The organism is Bacillus sp. GMa5/1 (assembly GCF_050172015.1).
Taxonomy (GTDB): Bacteria; Bacillota; Bacilli; order Bacillales; family Bacillaceae_G; genus Bacillus_A; species Bacillus_A cereus.
The window spans coordinates 12,067-31,837 of the sequence record NZ_JBNLYC010000026.1; the positions used below are offsets into that span (position 1 = coordinate 12,067).

Here is a 19,771-nt window from a genome sequence, read left to right on the forward strand (position 1 = left end):
ACATGTTCTCCCTTCTTTCCTTCGACCAACTTTTTTTGTATTGGTAAATTATATGAAAGAGGTGAGAAAATGTGTCCACTTTTTGCATAACTGCAAATCTTTTATTTTACGATTTACAGATAATAAAACTCCCTCCTAAAAATTAGGCGGGAGTTTATGTGCTTTCACTGTATTTAACAAACTGTCCACTGTATATTATGCTTCTTAAGTTCTTCTTCAAAGCTATATGGCATTTTTTTATCACAAATTACGTGTTGAATACGCGAAATTGCTGCTATACGATAATTCCCTTTCACGCCTACCTTCGTATGATCACATAAAATATATGTTTTCTCAGCTAATTTCATCATCGCCTCTGACAATTTCGCTTTCTCTAATTCAAAGCTGGAAACTCCAAAACTAGGTAATAACCCATCAATCGAAACGAACGCTTTATGAAAATGAAATTGCTGTATGACTTGCTGAGAAATAGACCCTGATACACGCGAATGCTTTGGAGATACTTTTCCACCTATAAACAAAACTTCACCGTGAAACATCTTTTTATTAATAGAAGAAATTAATTGTGTTGCGACTGGAAATGAACTTGTTACAATCGTTAAGTTTTTACGATGAACAAGGTATGGAACCATTTGAAGCGGTGTACTTCCATCATCAATTGCAATGACATCACCGTCTTCTACAAATGTCGCTGCTTTATAACCAATTCTTTTCTTCTCTTCTATATGTAGCATTTCTCTTTCTAACATTGGTGCCTCTACTCCAGCGCCTGGAAGTTGAACAGCTCCACCATACACTTTTTTCAGCTTCTTTTCACGATCTAATTCTTCTAAATATCGACGAATCGTTTCTGTTGATACAGCAAATTCTCTCGCTAATTCTGAAACCTTTACTTTCCCTTTAAATTCTACCTTTTCAAGAATGGTTCGCTTTCTTTCTTCTCCTACTACAGACATAGCTTCACCTCATTTATATCTCCCTTATAAACGTCCTTACTTATACAAAGCTATAATTTTCTTTATAAGTAGAAACTTCTTCATGAATATGAATACCGCGCTTTGCTAGCTCATCAAAAATCAATTGTGGATTTTCAAAGGCTTCTTCAGGCGTAACAACACCCACCCTATTTACATTTCCATTTGCAATTAACTCTGCAGCAATCCCAAATGGAATACCGACGTTTCTCGTATACGCTCTTAATTTTTCCCATCCTACAACAGAACCATCAGATAACGGATGTGTATGATATAACACATGTCTTTGCTTCTCATTATTTTTCATACCTATTACTTCTACATGAAGTGCATAACCATAAAGCTCTGTTTCTTGCCCTTCTTTCGATTGCAATAAATACTGTGAAATACAATCCATAATGCCTATTTCTTTCCCGTTTATTTCAATCTGATCATTACGCAATATGCCGTAATCATATAAAGCACGTACAAGTTGCATATTTTGCTGTGGCCAAGTTCCTCTCGTCTCTATCAGTTTGACACCTTTATTTTCTAATGCCTTTGCTAGCGTAATCGTTTCAGAATGCGGAATGATATACTGCGTTGCCTTACCATAAGGCTCTGGCAATTCTATTTCTCTCGGACGCGCAAACGGAGGTACTTGCTTAAATTCACCATCTTCATACACTGTACGCGATGGTAAATATGGATCATATTCATATGTCGTTGTCTCTGTAATTGATGCAGAAAAAGCAATCGGACGATACGAACCGTGACTTACACGGACAGACTCTACAGTATCCAATTGATTTGCTGCATGCATTGCCATCATTTGCGTTACACCCGGCGTCATGCCAAATCCAGGTAAACATATCTTTTCATTTTCAACAAATATAGCATGCGATTCATTTTCTTCACCAAATCCATTTAAGTTCACACCGTGACATCCTGCTTCTGCAATACAGCGGGTCGACAATCTGTTTAACTTTATCGTCGTACCGTCCATTACAATGTCATAACCAATCATTTTTGCAACCGTATCCTCGTGATCCGTTACATCTACTTTTACAAAATCAACACGAGGGTCGTTGAGCCATTCTACTACTTTACGGCCCTCTACCTCGTTAAAATCAGCTACTGTAATTGTCTCAAAAGATGAAAATTGAACTAAATCCAAAATAGCTTCGCGACAAATTTTACCTGCTCCACCTAAGCAAAACACTTTCACCCAATAACAGCTCCTTTAGCAATACTATCAACTAAGCGATTAATATCTTGTTCATGTACATCACCGATATTTCCAATGCGGAACGTATCTACTTTCGAAATTTTCCCAGGGTAAATAACAAATCCATAACGCTTTAATTCGTTATATAACTGTTGAAACTCGAATCCCTCTTTTGGATAAATGAAAGATGTAATAATAGGAGATTGGTATTCCTCATCTACTAGTGGCTTAAATCCGATTTCTCCCATTCTATTTACTAGTAGTTTTTGATTGTTGTAATATCGATTGTAACGCGCTCTTACTCCTCCCTCTTTTTCTAGTTCAAGTAGTGCTTGATAAAAAGCATGTACAACATGTGTAGGTGAAGTAAAACGCCATTTCCCATTTTGTTTTTCCATCGTTTCCCATTGATCATATAAATCAAGAGATAAAGAGCGTCCTTGCCCTTTACACTTCAATAATTCATCACGTTTTGCGATTACAAATCCGAATCCAGGAACCCCTTGAATACACTTATTCGCACTACTAATTAAAAAATCAATTTGTAAATCAGCAATGTCTATTTCAATCCCGCCGAAACTACTCATCGCATCAACAATTGTAACCTTTCCATACTGTTTTCCTAATTTACATACATCTACAATTGGATTTATAATGCCTGTCGTCGTTTCGCAATGAACAACTGCAATATGCGTAATCTCTTTATCTTCTTGCAATAACTTCTCTACTTCTACAATATTAGTAGGTTCCCACTCTTCTGTTTGACTGACCACTACATCAATCTGTAACATCTCTGCCATTTGCACAATGCGCTTACCGTACGCACCATTTGTACAAACGAGAATTTTCCCATTTGCCGGAATAACAGAACCAATTACTGCTTCAACTGAAAACGTACCGCTTCCTTGCATTAACACTGTTGTATATTTCTCTTCTTCCTTCGTCGCTAACGATACAAGTTTAGCTCTTACTTCTTGCACCATCGTATTATATTCATCATCCCACGTACACCAATCGTATAGCATAACTTCTTTTACTGATTTTGTTGTCGTTAATGGTCCTGGTGTTAATAATAAGTAGTGATTTTCAGTCATGATCCTATTCCCCTTTTATGAAATAATAAGTTCTTGTTTCTCGATATGTTCCATTACGCTTTCGAGTTCCTGCATCGTTTCTATCGTAAAGTGCGCCCCATTTTCAACGAAACGATTGCGAACTACTTCTATTTTTTCACGAAGTTCTACCGAATCCATCTTCTCCACTTCTTCTTCCGTTAAACCGAGCTCGCTACTGCCAAGAATTACACCAACTGTCCACATTCCAGCATTTCTACCTTCTTTCATATCTGATACTGTGTCCCCAACTTTTATCATATGGTTCATCGGATACACACCAAGTTCCATTGCATTTTTATAGCACATCCATGGATATGGACGGCCTGCTGGAACATCATCTGGCGTAACAAGAAAATCAGGTTTATATCCTTGTAACGCTGCTTCCTTTGCTACAATATCCATCATTTCTCTCGTATAACCAGTCGTTGAACCAATTTTAATTCCTCTTTCACGTAAAGAAGCAATCACTTCTTTTACTCCATTAATCGGCGAAGCATAGCGCGGTAAAATAGCGAAGAGAATCTCTTCAAATTCTTCATACATCTCCTGAATGTCTGCTTCTGTTGGTAATTGTCGGAAAACACGATTCCACTCACTCGCAATACGAGGCACCTCAGTAAGTGCCCTTACATGATCTATTTTTAATAACCCCATTGGCTTACGAGCTTCTTCTGCTGTAATTGCTACACCCCGTTTATGAAAAATCTCCATGAATACTTCTAGTGGTGCAAAACATCCGTAATCAACTGTTGTCCCTGCCCAATCAAAAATAACTGCTTCAATTTTCATTCTGTCCATCACCTTTCTTACTTATCTTTTTTGCCATTGTGAAGTTCGGTTACGAAGTGCTTTCGTTCCCCATTCATATACAACTCTTACTACAATATTTGTAACAACAATAAGCACACTCATTGCAGCTGCTGGCGCCACATTTCCTGCATCATCCATATTTACGATTGATACGGCAGCTAGTTTAAAATCAGCTGCATATAGGAATACAACTGCCGATACAGTTACCATTGAATTTACGAAGTAGTACATTACCATTTCTAAAATTGCTGGTAAACACATTGGTACCGTTACTCTAAAGAATGTTTTATAAAACGGAATACCCATCGACTGCGAAACAAGCTCAAACTCTCGATCTAATTTCTTTAAAGCAGTCGTTGCCGTGACAAATGTTACAGAATAAAAATGAATGATATTTACTAGTACTAACACAGCGATTGTTCCGTATAAAGAATGAAACGGGTTCGTTACTGATAGTCCCAAAATTTGAATCGTTGGTTGACTAAAGAAAAAGACATATCCTAATCCAAGTACTAAACCTGGTATGGCTAAAGGAACGATAGAGAAAAAGTAACCTGTTTTTCGGAAGAATTGTAGCTGGTCTATTTTCTCAATTGCATATGCAAATACAAATGTTAAAATCGCCCCAATAACTGCTGTAACTGCTGAAACAATTACGCTATTTTTAAATGCTTCAAGTCCATCTCCTGTTAAACTCGAAAAATTAAAATGCTCAAATGTAAAACTCATATTATATGGCCATACTTTCACACTTGCAGCAATACCAACTGCCACAAATAACAGAATGATCATAAATGTAATCACACTACAGTATATGAATGAGATGACATCTCTTTTCTTATTAGCTATTATTCTGTATGGTACTGCTTTTGAAGATAAGAAATTCGCCTGCTTTCTTTGCGTAATACGATCAACTGCAAATGCGAATATAGCTGGGATTAATAAAATCATTCCAACTGTTGCACCCATCGACATATTTTGCTGTCCAATTACTTGTTTGTATACGTCAGTAGCAAGCACATTATATTGTCCACCAACAATTTTTGGTGCCCCAAAATCAGTGAAACTAAGTGTAAACACAACAAACATTGCACTAATTAATCCGTACTTTACACTAGGTAAAGTAACCGTGAAAAATTGTTTTGTTTTACTCGCCCCTAGCATATTAGAAGCTTCATATAAACGATAATCGGATCCTTGAAAGGCAATTAGTAATATGAGAAAGGCTTGCGGAAATGTATACATAACTTCAGCTATTACAATTCCTACTGGTCCATATAAAGGGATTTGTATACCTTCAAATAACCCAAACATTCCTTTCGTTACTAGCCCTTGATTACCAAATAAATATGTAAGTGCTATACCATGCATCATCGTTGGTGCAAACAATGGTAATAACGCTACATACTGAAATACACGCTTTCCAAAAACATTCGTACGGGCAATTGCATATGCGTAAACGAATGCAATTGAAACTGAAATAATTGTTGTTGCGCCCGAAATCCATACCGTATTTTGTAAAGACTGAACTAAAGTCGGTGTTGTGAAATATTTACTGAAATTCGCTAAACCAATGAAAACTCCATCTTTATTATAAAAAGCTTGTGTAAATAGTTGTAATAGTGGTAATACAAGTATGATAAGGAAGGAAAGAATCATACCGATAATTACAAGCCTTTGGATCCATTCCTCTTTCCCTATACTTCTCTTAATCTTTTTTTTCGCACTTTCTACCTTGTAGTTTTCTAACATCTCCATCTATACAATGACCTTCTTTCCATATGACAACATATGATTTTCTGAGAAAGAGATTTGAATCGGCTTTCCTTTTCTAATATCAGCTACTTCTACTTCTGATGCTAATATATCCACTACAATTTTCTCATTATAAAGGTGTGTGTTTTCTTCTACGACTCGCACTTCCGTCCGATATACAGATCCACGAAACTCCATACTTTCCACAACTGTTTTAATACCGTCCTTTTGTACAATTGTTACATGTTCAGGACGAATTGCATGCTCTTCGTTATTTTTCGAAAAGAAATTAATAGAACCAATAAAATCTGCCACAAACGGATTGGCTGGTCTTTGATAAATCTCCTCTGATGTTCCAATCTGCATAATTTCCGCATGATTCATTACAACAATTTTATCAGCCATCGTTAATGCCTCTTCTTGATCATGCGTGACCATAATAGTTGTTACTCCTACTTTCTCTTGCAAATCACGCATTTCTCTACGTAACTTTTCACGTACTTTCGCATCTAAAGCAGATAACGGCTCATCAAGTAACAAAATATCTGGAGACAGAGCGAGCGCACGTGCAAGTGCCACTCGCTGCTGTTGTCCACCAGACATTTGAGCAGGATATTTATCTTTTACATTCAGTAAATCTACAAGTTTTAACGCCTCTAGCGCTTTCTCTTTTACTTCTGCTTTTCCATATTTTTTTGTCTTTAAGCCGTATTCAATATTTTCAAGTGCTGTTAAATTCGGAAATAATGCATACGATTGAAACACCATTCCGAAGTTTCTCTTTCCAGGAGGTAATGCTGTAATATCTTTTCCATTCACAGCTATACTACCTGTTGTTGCCTCTTCTAGACCTGCTAAAATTCGAAGCAATGTCGTTTTCCCACAACCACTTGGGCCTAATAAACATACAAACTCATTTTTGTTCACAGTAAAAGAAATATCTTTTAACGCTGTAAATGCATCAAACTGTTTTTGAATGTGTTGAATTGATAAATATTCGCTCATTTTTTCTCTCTCCCACTCACTTACTTTTTCGGTTCTGCTTTTTGTCCAAACTCTTTTTCCCATTTTTCTAAAATTTTGTCACGATTTTCTGCTGCCCACTTAAAGTCATTCTTTTTGTATAACTTTTGTGTTACATCTTTAGGGAATCCATCTGGAAGTTTATAATCATTTTTAATTGTCGCAAATCCATTTTTCTCGAAGTATAACTTCATTACATCATCAGTAATCGCCCAATCTAAAAATGCTTGCGCTAATTTTTCATTTTTTGCATTATCTTTTTTAATAAGTGCGTTCGCTTCTACTTCCCAACCTAATCCTTCTTTCGGCAATACAACTTCAACTGGTGCACCTTTTTGTTTCTCTTTCAAAGCACTATAAACCATTGATACGCCAACTGGATATTCACCCGCTCCTGCTAATTTCGCTGGTTTTGATCCTGAATGCGTATAACTTGCCATATTATCATGAAGTTTCTTCATGTAATCCCAGCCTTTATCTTCACCCATGATTTGTAGCCATGCAGAAACTGTTAAAAATCCTGTTCCAGATGATGCTGGATGTGGCATAACAAGTGTTCCTTTATACTCTGGTTTCGTTAAATCTTCATATGATTCTGGCATCGGTAAATTTTTCTTCTTTAACTCTTCTTTATTTACAGCAATCCCCGTCATAAATGCAGTATTTCCTACCCATTTTTCAGGTTGCTTATCATCTTTAAATTGTGGAAGAACACGATCTGCTCCTTTTGGAGAGTATCCTTTTAACATATCTTTTTTATCTAAAGCTAATAGACTTGATGCCGCAGTTCCCCATACAACATCTGCTTGTGTATTTTTCCCTTCAGCTAGCAATTTCGCAGTAATAACTCCTGTTGAATCACGTACAATGTTCAATTTCACATCAGGATATTTCTTTTTAAAGGAATCAAGATAAATTGGTACAAGCTCTTCTTCAATTGCTGTGTAAACAGTTAATGATCCAGATAATTTGTCATCTTTCACTTTCGCTCCAGCACTTTCTTCCTTCTTTGCACCACACCCCATTAATAACGAAAATACCATTCCAGTCGCTACAGCTTTAAAGATTGTTTTTTTCACTGTTTCTCTCTCCTTTTACAAATCTTATGTACAACTCAAATATAAACAACTAGTGTAAAAGCAGTATTAAACCAACATTAATCTTTTGTTTGTTGTTTGTTTTTGTGTAATACGTTGCTACTTCTATGTTTTTTCGCATTTTTCTGCTCATAGAAAACACTAAATTTACAAATAATTAAAAAAACCTTTATAATCCCACAAAAAAATGAGGCGTTTGTAAAAAACGCCTCATTTTTGTTTCCCTTTTTTTGAATTACGATTCGCATACTTTGCGCTATTTTCTCCTTCATACTCTAATGCAAATTCTGCATCTGGTAAGCTTTCTTTCGGAGTTTTATTATTATTGATTGCCGCATTTTGTTTCACTTTTCTTTTTACCAATACATTCACCTGCTCTCAAGAAATCACTTTCTACTCTAGTTTGAAACAACTTAAAATAATTATTACTGGCAAGTGTTAACAAGTACATAAGAGGCGTTAGATGGAAATACTACATATGAAGAAATCATTATAAAAAGGAGCGATAATTTTGAAGAAAAAAGAAAAGATTCAATCACCCATTTTAGACGAAACGCTCCCGCATCAAATGAATTTTCCATCTTTTAAAGGAACAGGAAAAACGATGCAACAACCTTTTGTGAATCAATATAATGTTGTAATTGGAGACAGTAAATATAATTCCGAGAACAGTCCGCTTAACAATTGGAGTGATGAAGTAGATCCTGCCATTATGGCTGGCGATGAGTGGATCCATCCTACAAATGATATTGGGTGGATTTCAGAAGAAAATCAAGAGTTGCTAAAAAACGAAGCGGATAATAAAGATGAAGCTTTCATGCATCCACAATTTGGAATTAACGACTAAAAAACCATTCTACCTAACGTAGGTAGAATGGTTTCATACTATCCAATAATAATCCGCTCTTTCGGGTATTTATAGCGAGGTGGTTGTTCCCTTCCACCACTAGCTAAAATAAATGTTAAAATACCAACGCGTCCGATAAACATAAGCACAATAAGTACAAGTTTCCCAACAGTTGTTAAATCAGGCGTGACACCTGTTGATAGTCCCGTCGTTCCGAAAGCAGAACAAACTTCAACAATTAAGCTCATAAGCGGTACATTTTCCGTAATAGATAAAATGAATAGCGCAGTAGCACATAACAAAATCCCCATCGTCATAACGACAGATGCTTTCAGTACATCCTCTTCATGTAGCTGACGTTTGAAGACTCTAACTGTTCTACCGCCCCTTGCAAAGGTGTATAGTGACAATATACTAACAGCAAATGTAGTTGTACGTATTCCGCCCCCAACCGAACTTGGAGATGCCCCTATAAACATTAATATACTCATAAATAAAAGCGTCGGTTGTGATAATTCACGTATATCCATTGTTGCAAGTCCACCACTTCGCGTCGTCACAGATTGGAATAATGTATAAAATACAGTTTCATGCCATGACTTTCCTACTAAAAAATGATTTCTCTCCAGTAAAAAAATCATAATTGTACCAACAACAACGAGTGCAAAAAATGTTGTTGTCGTCAATTTTGTAAATAATGAAAAACGGAATAATTGTTGTCTCCTTTTACTAAGGAATTGTTTCACTTCCATTAGCACAGGGAAACCAATCGCTCCTAAAATAATTAGTAACATATGAATCATTTGAACAATATAATCTTTTTTATACGGAATTAATGATTGTCCTGTTAAATCAAATCCGCCGTTCGTAGTCGCACTAACAGCTGCAAAGAAACCGTGAAAATAAGCTTCTTGCCAAGTCGGAAAGTAAAGTAAAAATCTTGTCCCCAATAAGATTGCTCCAATAAGTTCTATTGAAATAATTACAATTAAAATAGAACGCATCAATTCTACGAGACCCGATAAATTTCCTTGATTATGGTCTGCCATAATTAATCTTCTTCTTTGCAAACCAATCTTTTTCCCCGTAATGATCCAAACAAATGTCCCAAGCGCCATAATTCCTAAGCCGCCTAATTGTAAAATAAGAGCTAAAACAATAATTCCTGCTGTAGTAAACGTATCTGAAATCGTAATAACAGACAGTCCCGTAACACTTACCGCACTAACCGATGTAAAAAGCGCATCTATAAATGTCCATTTCACACCAGGCTTCGTAACAAACGGTAAACTAAGCAATATCACCGATACAACTACCGCTAATAAATAAAACAAAACGATGAGTTGTACAGGACGTAATTTTTGTAAAAACTTTTTTATATCTCTCATTCCATCACTTCGCTACCTTTTTTCTATCGATTAAATAAAGAAAAATCTTTACTTTCTTTATTTGTAAATAACTGCTCAAATAATTTGGCAAAGACCATTCCATATACAGTTCCATTACCTCCATACGGCAATGCATAAAACAAATTATGTATCTTTTCGTCTTCTTTTAAAATGGGGAGACCATCATGAGTACCACCAAATGCGGCTGCCCAATAGTAGTCTGCCTGTATATTTTTATACTGCGGGAACATCTCTTTTACAATATTAATAAGGATATCACGCTTATGCAATAATTTCGTATCACCAATTGTTTGAATTTGTAGCGCTTCATCTAATCCGCCTACAATAATGCGGTTTCGATACGTTCGAAAATATAAGTAGGGCCGTGCCGTTTCCCAAATTAACGATCGCTCATGCCAGCCTTCAAATTGATCTATTTCATTTGTTACAATTGCATAAGAGGTGTCTACTGTTGTATTTTTTTCTTTCTTTCCAAAAAGCGCCTCATAACCTGTCGCCATAATAATATTCTTTGCTACAATTTGATTTCCTGTTTTCGTGTAACAAATTAAATCATTTTTGCGTTTTTTTATATGTATTGCCTCTGTATGTTCATATATATTAGCTCCCATTTGGTTTGCTTTATGCAAAAAACTATACGCTAGTAAATACGGATTCACCTCAGCATCACCTTGCGTATATAACGCTGCTTGTTTTGCAAAAGAATAACGTTTCTTAATATCAGCTTCTGTAAAATATTCAACTGGAAATCCATAATTCTGTAACGTATTATATTCCTCTTGTAAAAATGAGACATCCTCACTTTTACTTGCATAATATAAACTATTTCGCGGAATAAAATGGGGATTAATATCAAGAGTCGGTATAACCTCTTCCATTGTTCTTAGCGCTTCATAACAAAGCTTATATGCTCGTACCCCTTTTTCTTTACCAAATGTATGGATAAGAGAGGTTAACGATTTATCATGAAGAAATTGTAGTAAACCTGTATTAGCAGCTGTGCTACCACACGCAATTGCTCTTTTTTCAATAAGTGTAACACTCATGCCAATTTTCGCTAACGAATGCGCTATATGAGCACCGGCTTCGCCGCTTCCAACTACGAGCACATCACATATCATATCATTTTCTAACAGTGGATAACAAGGTACAGAAACTCCTGTATTCCAAAACAACTTACCCATCATAAGTTTCATAATTATACTCCTAAAATATAAATTTCTCCTTTCTATGTTTTGTTATTTTTCACAAAAAAATCCAACTAACATAAGCTAGTTGGATTTTTTTATTTTTAATTAGAACGCTCTTCAAGCCAATTTCCAATCGTCGGATATGTTTGTTTTACAGCTGTTCCACCGTAAACGATAGACATATGCCCTGTTGGTAAACATACATATTGTTTATCTGTGCTAGAAATATGGTCTAGTAATGCTTCTACTTGACATGGCAAAGCGATATGATCACGTTTCCCGGAAATATTTAAGACATTCGCCTTAATATTTGCAAGGTCTACCTTTTGTCCGCGAATAACGAGTTCACCCTTAACCAACTTATTATTTTGATAAAAATCACGAATCCACTGTCTGTATGATTCACCTGGGAACGGAATACCATCACCAACCCACTTTTGAACCAATCTCCAGCTTTCGACGAAGCGCTCATTCTCTGAACGATCTACTAAAGCAACATATGGACCAACAAAGTTCGTAATTGGCTTTAACATTTTGTTTCCGAAATCAATCATTTCTGGCGGAATATTTCCAAATGTATCAACCGCTTTATCTAAATTGAAGTATTTCTCATCTAATAAAGGGCCATACAATCCTGTTTCAGAGAAATCAAAAGGACTTGTCATGAAAATTAAATTACGAATTGGCATGTGCGGATGAAGTGCTGCATAAATAGAAGTTAGCGTTCCACCCATGCAATAACCAAGTAAAGAAATCTCGTCCGATTTTGCAGTTCGCATTACTTTTTTTACTGCTTTTGCAATATAATCAAACACAAAATCATCAAATTTCAAATGACTATCTTCTAAACCAAATGTGCCCCAATCAAGCATATACACATCAAAACCACGATCCACTAGATATTCCACTAAACTATTTCCAGGAGTTAAATCCATAATATATGGTTTATTAATAAGAGCATATATTAACAGAATTGGAACTCTTTGTGTTTTTTCTTGTTTTGGAATGTAGCGATAAAGCTTCGTCTTATTCTTCGTCCAAATAACCTCTTTCGGCGTTAACCCTACTTGCGGCTCTGGTTCACGTAATAAAATTTCACTCGCCCTTTTCACTCGGCGGTATGCTTTTCGGTACTCTTCTGGGTATAGCTCTAATTGCTTTTCCCATTCTGTTGCGAATGTAGTCATTTTTTTATCTCCTTTTTGGTCGATTTCCTTCTTAAAAAAAGAAGTGCATTCCTGCTATGGATATGCACTTTTTTCTTACTTCATTACATATATAATCCGCCGTTAATGTTTAATTGTTGACCTGTGATATACGCACCGTCACGGCATAGGTATACTACACCTTTTGCAATTTCATCGGCTTGACCAAAACGTTTTTTCGGGATTTTTGCAACGATTTTTTGACGTACTTCTTCTGGTACTTCTGCTACCATTTCAGTATCAATAAATCCTGGGCAAATAGCGTTTACAGTGACATTTGTTTTTGCAAGTTCTAACGCTAATGATTTTGTAAATCCTAACATACCTGCTTTTGCTGCTGAGTAGTTTGTTTGGCCAAATCCACCTGCTTGACCAATAATAGAAGAAATGCTAATAATTCTTCCTTCTTCCGCTTCTGTTATGTATGGAAGAACAGCGCTTGTCGTATTAAATACGCTACTTAAATTCACGTCAATTACGCGCTCCCAATCTTCACGATTTAACTTTTTGAATGTACGATCTCTTGTAATACCAGCATTATTAACAAGAATATCAACTTTACCAAAATGATTCACAGCTTCTTCTACAAGTCGGTTTGCATCTTCTACTTTAGAAACATCCGCTTGCACTGCATAAACATCATGTCCGTCTTTTCCTAATTCATTCACTAAATTTTCAGCTGCTTCTTTACTGCTATTATAGTTAATAACTACTTTTGCTCCCTCTTGTGCTAATGCTACTGTAATTGCTTTTCCAATTCCTTTTGCTCCACCTGTTACGATTGCTACTTTTCCATTTAATTGAACCATTTCTTTTCCCCCTTAAATGAATTTGTGAACGATTGTTATGAATCATTTTGGTACTCATACTATAGAGTCCATATATAATTATGTTTCGCTGTTTATACGTGAAAAGAGATTCTCCCTCTCTCTTTTATCTGTTATAAACAAGCGCTTTTATCATTTTTTATTTTCTGGCTTATTCGCAGGCTTTACCTCTTCTTTTACAGGTACTTGTAGTTTAGCTAGTACTGCATTTTGCTTTTCTAGCAATTCTAAAATTTGATCTACTTTTGTTTCAAGCGTACGAATATCTTGTTTCACTTTCGTCACATCACGCTTTAATGTAGGAGCTTGTCCTAAAGAATCGACTTTCTCCTCTAGAAACTCCTCAATGTTATCTACTTTATTTTCTAAGTTAATAACTAGCGTAGCTACTCTTGCGATATCCTCTTTCGTCGGCACATTTACTTGTTCTAAATAGTTTTTTGTCGTATCATTTAATGCTTTTTGATAAAACAAATTCAAATCTAGAACGCTGCCCATCCAAGCAGAATATTCTTCTGTTTTAATTGTTTCATTGAGCGCTTTTCCCCAAAATGTTTCGGTTTGTTCATAAGCATTTTTCCATGCTTGTAGTGGATCGAATTTTTGATCAATCACTTTACCTACACTCCCTTTTTCGTTTTTGAAACAATTCAACCTATTCACTATTTTCTAATATTCTGAATAAAACTTCAAGTCTATATTTTATTTTTTTCTATTTTCTAACAAATGTGTTGACTTTAAAAACAGATAGGTGTAAATTGCACTTATAAGCAAAAAATTCCATCTAACTGATTCATGAGGTGATGCACAATCATGCTACAAAATGAACCAGAACAACGCGAAAGTTTGGAGAGCAACCAAGCGAAGCAACCAAACTCCATGCCAAAAAACTTCTTAGTTCCCTTCTTACTTCTCTGTCTAAAAGACTGGAGTCTTCATGGTTACAAACTTATTCAAATGCTAATGGATATCGGCTTTTCTTCTGTTGACCAAGGTAATGTTTATAGAACACTACGCAAATTAGAAAAAGAAAACCTTATTTCTTCTACTTGGGATACAAGCGATGGAGGGCCGGCAAAAAGAATTTATTCTTTAACTGAATATGGAGAGCAATATTTAACAACATGTGCGACTTCTTTTGAACATTATCAAAATATGTTGCGAACGTTTTTCACGTTATACACCAATGCATTCTTTCCATTTTCTACTTCTCCAGAAAAGGATGAAAAGGATTCTTCATCTTCACCTGGTGGTACAGCAGAGTAATCTGCGTTCACAATATGCAAAAAAACATTTGGGGGTCAAACAATGGAAACTAAACCATACGAATTAGTCGATGCATTTTGGAAAAACTGGTCTCAATCACTTTCCCTTTTCTCTTCAGCTGGGAAACAATTAGAGCAGCTTACTTTAGAAACATTAAAACAACAACAAGACGCTTTGCATAAATTAACATCAGGAGTAGATGAACTAGAAAAAGAACTACAACAACTCACTGCTCAGTTCAACAACCAATATACAGATTACGTGAAACAATTAACTGGAAACTCCTTAAATGATCAAATTAACGAGTGGCAGGACAAATGGAAGGAACTTTCTGCTCATATGCATCAACTTACTGTTTCTCCTACAAAAACATCTTTGTCAATTCTTACACAAACAAGCGGTCAATTTGAAGAAACAACAAAACAATTTATTGAACAACAACAATTACAACGTGAAGAGGCTCAAAAACAGTTAGAGGGTTTTTTGGAAGAGTTCAAGTCAAAACAGTTGGAACTCGCAAAAAAGTTCGAGGAAAACTCAAAAAATCTATTTACTTCCATCAAGTAAGAAAAATGTGGGAGCTAACCGCAGCACAAACAAAACTCTTTCTTCCTCCTACTACATCAAGATGGCTAACATTTTTCGATATGGAAAAGAAGGAGGACAAAATGAATCCATTTCAAGAAGCACAAACTGTTCCGGAGCTTCGCTATGATGAGATTCAAGTCGGTGATCAAGCATCCCTTACAAAAACAATTACAGATGAAGATGTTATCAATTTTGCAAAATTGACTGGAGATGTGAATCCTATTCACATTTTAGATTCTTTTGCGAAAACGACAATGTTTAAAGAACGTATTGCCCATGGTATGCTCGTTTCGAGTTTTATTTCTACCATCCTTGGAACGAAACTCCCAGGCAAAAATACAATTTATTTATCCCAAAATGTTTCATTCCGTGCCCCTGTCAAAATCGGTGATACACTTCGCGTTGTGGCAGAGGTTATTAAGAAGCGTGACGATAAAAAAATCATTACGTTGCAAACAAATATATATAATCAATCGGATGATATTGTCGTGGAAGGTACAGCGACAATACTAAAAAAAGAGTAGCAAATTTGCTACTCTTTTTTCTATCCAATAACTTCTAATCACACCGATTACTTCCGCGTATGAGCACGCCGGTTCCACATAAAATAACAGTACCAATTCAGATAAGTACTTATCTGGACTGGATTACTCATAAGGATGTGTATCATCATGGCAAAAACAAACAAATTACTAGTTCCAGGTGCTGAACAAGCACTTGATCAATTTAAATATGAAATTGCACAAGAATTCGGCGTAAGCTTAGGGTCTAATACAGCATCTCGTTCTAACGGATCAGTTGGCGGTGAAGTAACAAAACGTCTTGTTTCTTTAGCTCAACAACAATTACGCGGATAATAATATAACATATGGCTTAGAGGCAGATATTCTCTGCCTCTTTCTATTTTTCACATACATAATCGGACTTTTTCACATACTAGTAAGAGCAAACAGAAAGGAACGATATATAACATGAAACGGATTAACATTCGTATGAGTCCTCCCCGCGTTCTTACTTTGTCTTTTATCATGTTATCAATTATAGGTACATGCTTATTAAAGCTTCCAATTGCTACAACAACGTCTATTTCATGGCTCGATGCTTTATTTACAACAGTTTCTGCTTGTACGGTTACAGGGCTTGGTGTTGTGGACACTGGAAAAGTATTTACTTTGTTTGGACAATGTATCATTTTAACGCTTATACAAGTTGGCGGGCTTGGTATTATGAGCTTTGCTGTCTTAATTGCGATTATGCTCGGAAGAAAAATCGGTCTTCAAAATCGGATTTTACTGCAACAAGCATTAAATCAAACAAATATAGGCGGCGTTATCCGTCTTGCCAAAGCATTATTTTTATTCTCTTTTACAGTCGAATGTATCGCTACTTTAATTCTTTCTTTTGAGTGGGTACCAAAATACGGGGTTACCAAAGGGATCTATTATAGTTTTTTCCATTCAATCTCAGCCTTTAACAATGCTGGTTTTTCTGTGTGGAGCGATAATTTAATGTCCCATTCTCATAGTATTATTGTCAATTTCGTCATTTCCTCTCTCATCATTTTAGGTGGAATTGGTTTTACAGTGATCGTAGACATAAAAAGAAAGAAAAACTTTAAAAACCTTACACTACATTCAAAACTTATGCTCTCTTCTACTCTAATCATCAACATTATTGCTACCCTTTTTATTTTTATATTCGAGTTCCATAACTCTCTTTCTATGAGAGGTTTTACCCCATTTGAAGAAGGAATGGCCTCTTATTTCCAAGCAATTTCAACGCGAACTGCCGGGTTTAATACAGTTGATATTTCTACATTGTCAAAACCTTCCCTGCTATTAATGATGCTACTTATGTTTATTGGTGCTGGTAGTGCTTCAACGGGTGGGGGGATTAAGTTAACAACATTTTTAATCATATTTTTTGGTGTATTTAAATTTTTACAAGAACAAGAAGATATTGTCGTATTTAAAAAATCCATTAAAGATACTCTCATTGTCAAATCATTAACCATTACTATTATTTCTATTTCATTTATCTTTTTTGCTATTTTAATTTTGAGTATTACTGAACGAGTTCCTCTATTGATGAGTGCTTTCGAAGTATTTTCAGCATTTGGGACTGTTGGCCTCAGTATGAACTTAACACCCCACTTAACTATAATTGGAAAAGCGATTATTATTTTTATGATGTTTTTTGGGAAAATGGGTCCTTTAACATTGGCATTTTCATTTGCTCGTAAAAAGAACCGAAAAATAAAGTATCCGAATGAAGATATTTTAACAGGTTGACAACCGTATAAATTATCCATATAATGAGAATACAATAACATATCTCCAAAGGGGAGTAGCGTCCAAGAATATATCTTGGAAACAAAGTCGTCATTACGTAGAACTTAGTTCTTCCGGCTTTGTTGGCATTTTTATTACATATGTCTAGCAAGACCTTTGCCTATTAACGGCAGAGGTCTTTTTTGCATTCATTTCCAGATTCTTCCAAAGTTAATAGGCAGGAGTATGGGGAAACTAAATAGTGGGGAAATTCTTCACTTATTTAGAAGTTATAGAGATGAGAGGAGAATGTACATGGATGTATCATTATTATTGGAGTATGGTTGGGTATTACTCATCCTAATTGCACTTGAAGGGATTTTAGCGGCTGATAACGCTCTTGTTCTTGCAATTATGGTAAAACATTTACCAGAAGAAAAACGAAAGAAAGCACTATTTTACGGATTAGCGGGGGCATTCGTTTTCCGATTTGGATCGTTATTTATGATTTCGTTCTTAGTCGATGTATGGCAAGTGCAAGCAATCGGTGCCATCTACCTTATGTTTATCGCTGGTAATCACTTATTTAAAACATATGTTAAAAAGAATACAGATGAAGAAACAGAAGAAAAAGAAGCAAAGAAAAAACAAGAGAACTTTTGGTGGACTGTATTTAAAGTTGAGGTTGCTGATATCGCCTTCGCAGTTGATTCAATTTTAGCTGCTGTTGCACTAGCAATGACTTTACCAAAAACAGGACTAGGTACAATTGGTAGTCTTGATACTGGGCAATTCGTTGTTATCTTTGTAGGTGGACTTATCGGATTAATCATTATGCGATTTGCAGCAACTGCTTTCGTACAAATCTTAAAACGTAAACCAGGGCTTGAAACTGCAGCATTCTTAATTGTAGGTTGGGTTGGTGTGAAGCTAGCAGTTTATACATTAGCACATCCTGCATTAAATGTAATTCCACATTCATTCCCAGAATCCACTCCGTGGAAGCTTACATTCTGGATTGTATTAGTCGGAATCGCAGTTGGTGGTTGGTTCTTCTCAAAAGAAGTAGAAGTAAAAGTGGAAAAGAATTTAGACGAAAAAGCGCTGTAATTACAGCGCTTTTTCTTTTTCCTTTCTTCCTCGCAATGTCCAGAAAAAATTCCATTATACTACCTTTTGTAAACGTTTTCTCAATGTATGTATGTCCTTTTTGTGAAACATTGCACAAACTTATTGAAAGTAAGAACAATTCCATGTACTTTATTCATATAAGGAGTATTTATAGAAGATTTACTAAAGGAGCGTATTACTCATGCTAGAACAAGGACTAGATTATGTTGTCAAACTGGCTAAAAGCAAAAAGAAAATACTAGATACAAACCCAATGCAATATTTCATTCGTGCTGCACTTGCTGGTATTTATATCGGTTTTATTATTGTACTATGTTTTAAATTAGGTAACTTTTTTCACATTGCAGATTCACCAGCAACTTATTTAGCCGCTTCTATGTTTTTCGGGATTGCTCTCGTACTTATTATATATGGCGGTGCTGAATTGTTTACTGGGAACACAATGTACTTTACTGTCGCAACTTTAAGAAAAGAAACAACGATTTCTGATACACTTCGTAACTGGGTTGCTTGTTATGCAGGTAACTTAGCCGGCGCATTATTCTTTGCCTTACTATTTTACGCAACTGGAATTTTTGAAGCAATTGATCACGGTCACTTAATGAGTAAAGTCGTTGAAGGAAAGATGAATACACCTACGATGCAGTTATTCTTTAAAGCCATTTTATGTAACTGGCTCGTATGTCTTGCTTGCTTCTTACCTTCTCAGGTTAAAGGTGACACAGCAAAAATAATGGTCATGATGCTACTTGTTTTCACATTCTTCTTATCTGGTTACGAACATAGTATTGCAAACTTATCACTCTTTGCTTTATCTTTAGTTTCACCGCATCCTGAGACAATTTCTTTTTCAGGTGCTATTCATAACTTAATTCCTGTTACAATTGGTAACATTATTGGCGGATCAGTATTTGTCGGTATGGTATACCACTACTTAACAAAGAAAACGCCTGAAGTTCAACAGGAAGAAACTGAAATCGCAACAGCTCAACAAGAAGAGATTATTCCTTTACAAGCCCATATGAAACATTAAAAACTCCAAAGTTTTACTTTGGAG

At 35.7% G+C, this 19,771-nt stretch carries 21 protein-coding genes and 1 riboswitch; of the genes, 8 read left to right on the forward strand and 13 right to left on the reverse strand.

The window, feature by feature from the left end:
• Window positions 1-173 precede the first annotated feature (173 nt).
• From ACQGSG_RS09225 to ACQGSG_RS09260, 8 genes are all read right to left on the reverse strand, one after another.
• Window positions 174-956, reverse strand: coding sequence for a DeoR/GlpR family DNA-binding transcription regulator (locus ACQGSG_RS09225; RefSeq protein WP_000117667.1), 783 nt, complete (start codon window positions 954-956; stop codon window positions 174-176).
• A 40-nt stretch (window positions 957-996) separates the two neighbouring features.
• The gene (locus tag ACQGSG_RS09230) at window positions 997-2,181 is read right to left on the reverse strand and encodes a saccharopine dehydrogenase family protein (protein ID WP_000862174.1); all 1,185 of its coding nucleotides are present in this window, start codon (window positions 2,179-2,181) and stop codon (window positions 997-999) included.
• Entirely contained in the window at window positions 2,178-3,275 is a 1,098-nt protein-coding gene (gene phnW, locus ACQGSG_RS09235; RefSeq protein ID WP_000138230.1) for a 2-aminoethylphosphonate--pyruvate transaminase, read from the reverse strand. Before phnW ends, ACQGSG_RS09230 begins: the two co-directional genes overlap by 4 nt.
• 15 nt (window positions 3,276-3,290) lie before the next feature.
• Window positions 3,291-4,085: a phosphonoacetaldehyde hydrolase gene (phnX, locus tag ACQGSG_RS09240; RefSeq protein WP_098604726.1), complete on the reverse strand. Its 795-nt coding sequence runs from the start codon at window positions 4,083-4,085 to the stop codon at window positions 3,291-3,293.
• Window positions 4,086-4,106: 21 nt separating this feature from the next.
• Complete coding sequence (locus ACQGSG_RS09245) at window positions 4,107-5,864, reverse strand: putative 2-aminoethylphosphonate ABC transporter permease subunit (RefSeq protein WP_000425514.1); 1,758 nt, start codon at window positions 5,862-5,864, stop codon at window positions 4,107-4,109.
• Complete coding sequence (locus ACQGSG_RS09250; protein ID WP_214631992.1) at window positions 5,865-6,866, reverse strand: ABC transporter ATP-binding protein; 1,002 nt, start codon at window positions 6,864-6,866, stop codon at window positions 5,865-5,867.
• Between the two features lie 20 nt (window positions 6,867-6,886).
• The gene (locus ACQGSG_RS09255; RefSeq protein WP_325843009.1) at window positions 6,887-7,963 is read right to left on the reverse strand and encodes a putative 2-aminoethylphosphonate ABC transporter substrate-binding protein; all 1,077 of its coding nucleotides are present in this window, start codon (window positions 7,961-7,963) and stop codon (window positions 6,887-6,889) included.
• 228 nt (window positions 7,964-8,191) lie between these two features.
• Window positions 8,192-8,344 carry a hypothetical protein gene (locus ACQGSG_RS09260; RefSeq protein ID WP_000240799.1) on the reverse strand — a complete coding sequence of 51 codons (153 nt, stop codon included), beginning with the start codon at window positions 8,342-8,344 and terminating at the stop codon, window positions 8,192-8,194.
• 148 nt (window positions 8,345-8,492) lie between these two features.
• Between ACQGSG_RS09260 and ACQGSG_RS09265 the strand changes: the two genes are divergently transcribed.
• Complete coding sequence (locus ACQGSG_RS09265; protein WP_000726027.1) at window positions 8,493-8,828, forward strand: DUF3905 domain-containing protein; 336 nt, start codon at window positions 8,493-8,495, stop codon at window positions 8,826-8,828.
• 38 nt (window positions 8,829-8,866) lie between these two features.
• Here the strand turns inward: ACQGSG_RS09265 and ACQGSG_RS09270 are convergent, their stop codons facing one another.
• From ACQGSG_RS09270 to phaR, 5 genes are all read right to left on the reverse strand, one after another.
• A complete protein-coding gene (locus ACQGSG_RS09270; RefSeq protein WP_001204707.1) occupies window positions 8,867-10,216 on the reverse strand; it encodes a TrkH family potassium uptake protein in 1,350 nt (449 codons plus the stop codon).
• Between the two features lie 23 nt (window positions 10,217-10,239).
• Window positions 10,240-11,433 carry an NAD(P)/FAD-dependent oxidoreductase gene (locus ACQGSG_RS09275; RefSeq protein ID WP_000772518.1) on the reverse strand — a complete coding sequence of 398 codons (1,194 nt, stop codon included), beginning with the start codon at window positions 11,431-11,433 and terminating at the stop codon, window positions 10,240-10,242.
• Between the two features lie 95 nt (window positions 11,434-11,528).
• A complete protein-coding gene (phaC, locus tag ACQGSG_RS09280; protein WP_000206336.1) occupies window positions 11,529-12,614 on the reverse strand; it encodes a class III poly(R)-hydroxyalkanoic acid synthase subunit PhaC in 1,086 nt (361 codons plus the stop codon).
• Window positions 12,615-12,697: 83 nt separating this feature from the next.
• On the reverse strand, window positions 12,698-13,441 hold the full coding sequence (locus ACQGSG_RS09285) for an acetoacetyl-CoA reductase (protein WP_000250407.1): 744 nt from the start codon (window positions 13,439-13,441) through the stop codon (window positions 12,698-12,700).
• A gap of 150 nt (window positions 13,442-13,591) precedes the next feature.
• Complete coding sequence (gene phaR, locus ACQGSG_RS09290) at window positions 13,592-14,074, reverse strand: polyhydroxyalkanoic acid synthase subunit PhaR (protein ID WP_000566942.1); 483 nt, start codon at window positions 14,072-14,074, stop codon at window positions 13,592-13,594.
• Between the two features lie 198 nt (window positions 14,075-14,272).
• Here phaR and phaQ point away from each other — a divergent pair, with 198 nt between their 5' ends.
• The 7 genes from phaQ (at window position 14,273) to ACQGSG_RS09325 (ending at window position 19,747) form a co-directional block, all read left to right on the forward strand.
• On the forward strand, window positions 14,273-14,725 hold the full coding sequence (phaQ, locus tag ACQGSG_RS09295; protein WP_000939955.1) for a poly-beta-hydroxybutyrate-responsive repressor: 453 nt from the start codon (window positions 14,273-14,275) through the stop codon (window positions 14,723-14,725).
• Window positions 14,726-14,767: 42 nt separating this feature from the next.
• On the forward strand, window positions 14,768-15,292 hold the full coding sequence (gene phaP / locus ACQGSG_RS09300; RefSeq protein ID WP_000448594.1) for a polyhydroxyalkanoic acid inclusion protein PhaP: 525 nt from the start codon (window positions 14,768-14,770) through the stop codon (window positions 15,290-15,292).
• A gap of 101 nt (window positions 15,293-15,393) precedes the next feature.
• Window positions 15,394-15,837 (forward strand): MaoC family dehydratase, encoded by a 444-nt coding sequence (locus ACQGSG_RS09305; RefSeq protein WP_001067916.1) that lies wholly within the window; start codon window positions 15,394-15,396, stop codon window positions 15,835-15,837.
• A 147-nt stretch (window positions 15,838-15,984) separates the two neighbouring features.
• On the forward strand, window positions 15,985-16,170 hold the full coding sequence (locus ACQGSG_RS09310; protein WP_001140707.1) for an alpha/beta-type small acid-soluble spore protein: 186 nt from the start codon (window positions 15,985-15,987) through the stop codon (window positions 16,168-16,170).
• Between the two features lie 114 nt (window positions 16,171-16,284).
• Window positions 16,285-17,604: a TrkH family potassium uptake protein gene (locus tag ACQGSG_RS09315; protein ID WP_000822329.1), complete on the forward strand. Its 1,320-nt coding sequence runs from the start codon at window positions 16,285-16,287 to the stop codon at window positions 17,602-17,604.
• A 38-nt stretch (window positions 17,605-17,642) separates the two neighbouring features.
• A riboswitch (yybP-ykoY riboswitch) is annotated at window positions 17,643-17,816 on the forward strand.
• An 82-nt stretch (window positions 17,817-17,898) separates the two neighbouring features.
• Window positions 17,899-18,693 (forward strand): TerC family protein, encoded by a 795-nt coding sequence (locus ACQGSG_RS09320; RefSeq protein WP_000383326.1) that lies wholly within the window; start codon window positions 17,899-17,901, stop codon window positions 18,691-18,693.
• A gap of 202 nt (window positions 18,694-18,895) precedes the next feature.
• Complete coding sequence (locus ACQGSG_RS09325; protein WP_000893027.1) at window positions 18,896-19,747, forward strand: formate/nitrite transporter family protein; 852 nt, start codon at window positions 18,896-18,898, stop codon at window positions 19,745-19,747.
• Window positions 19,748-19,771: the final 24 nt, after the last annotated feature.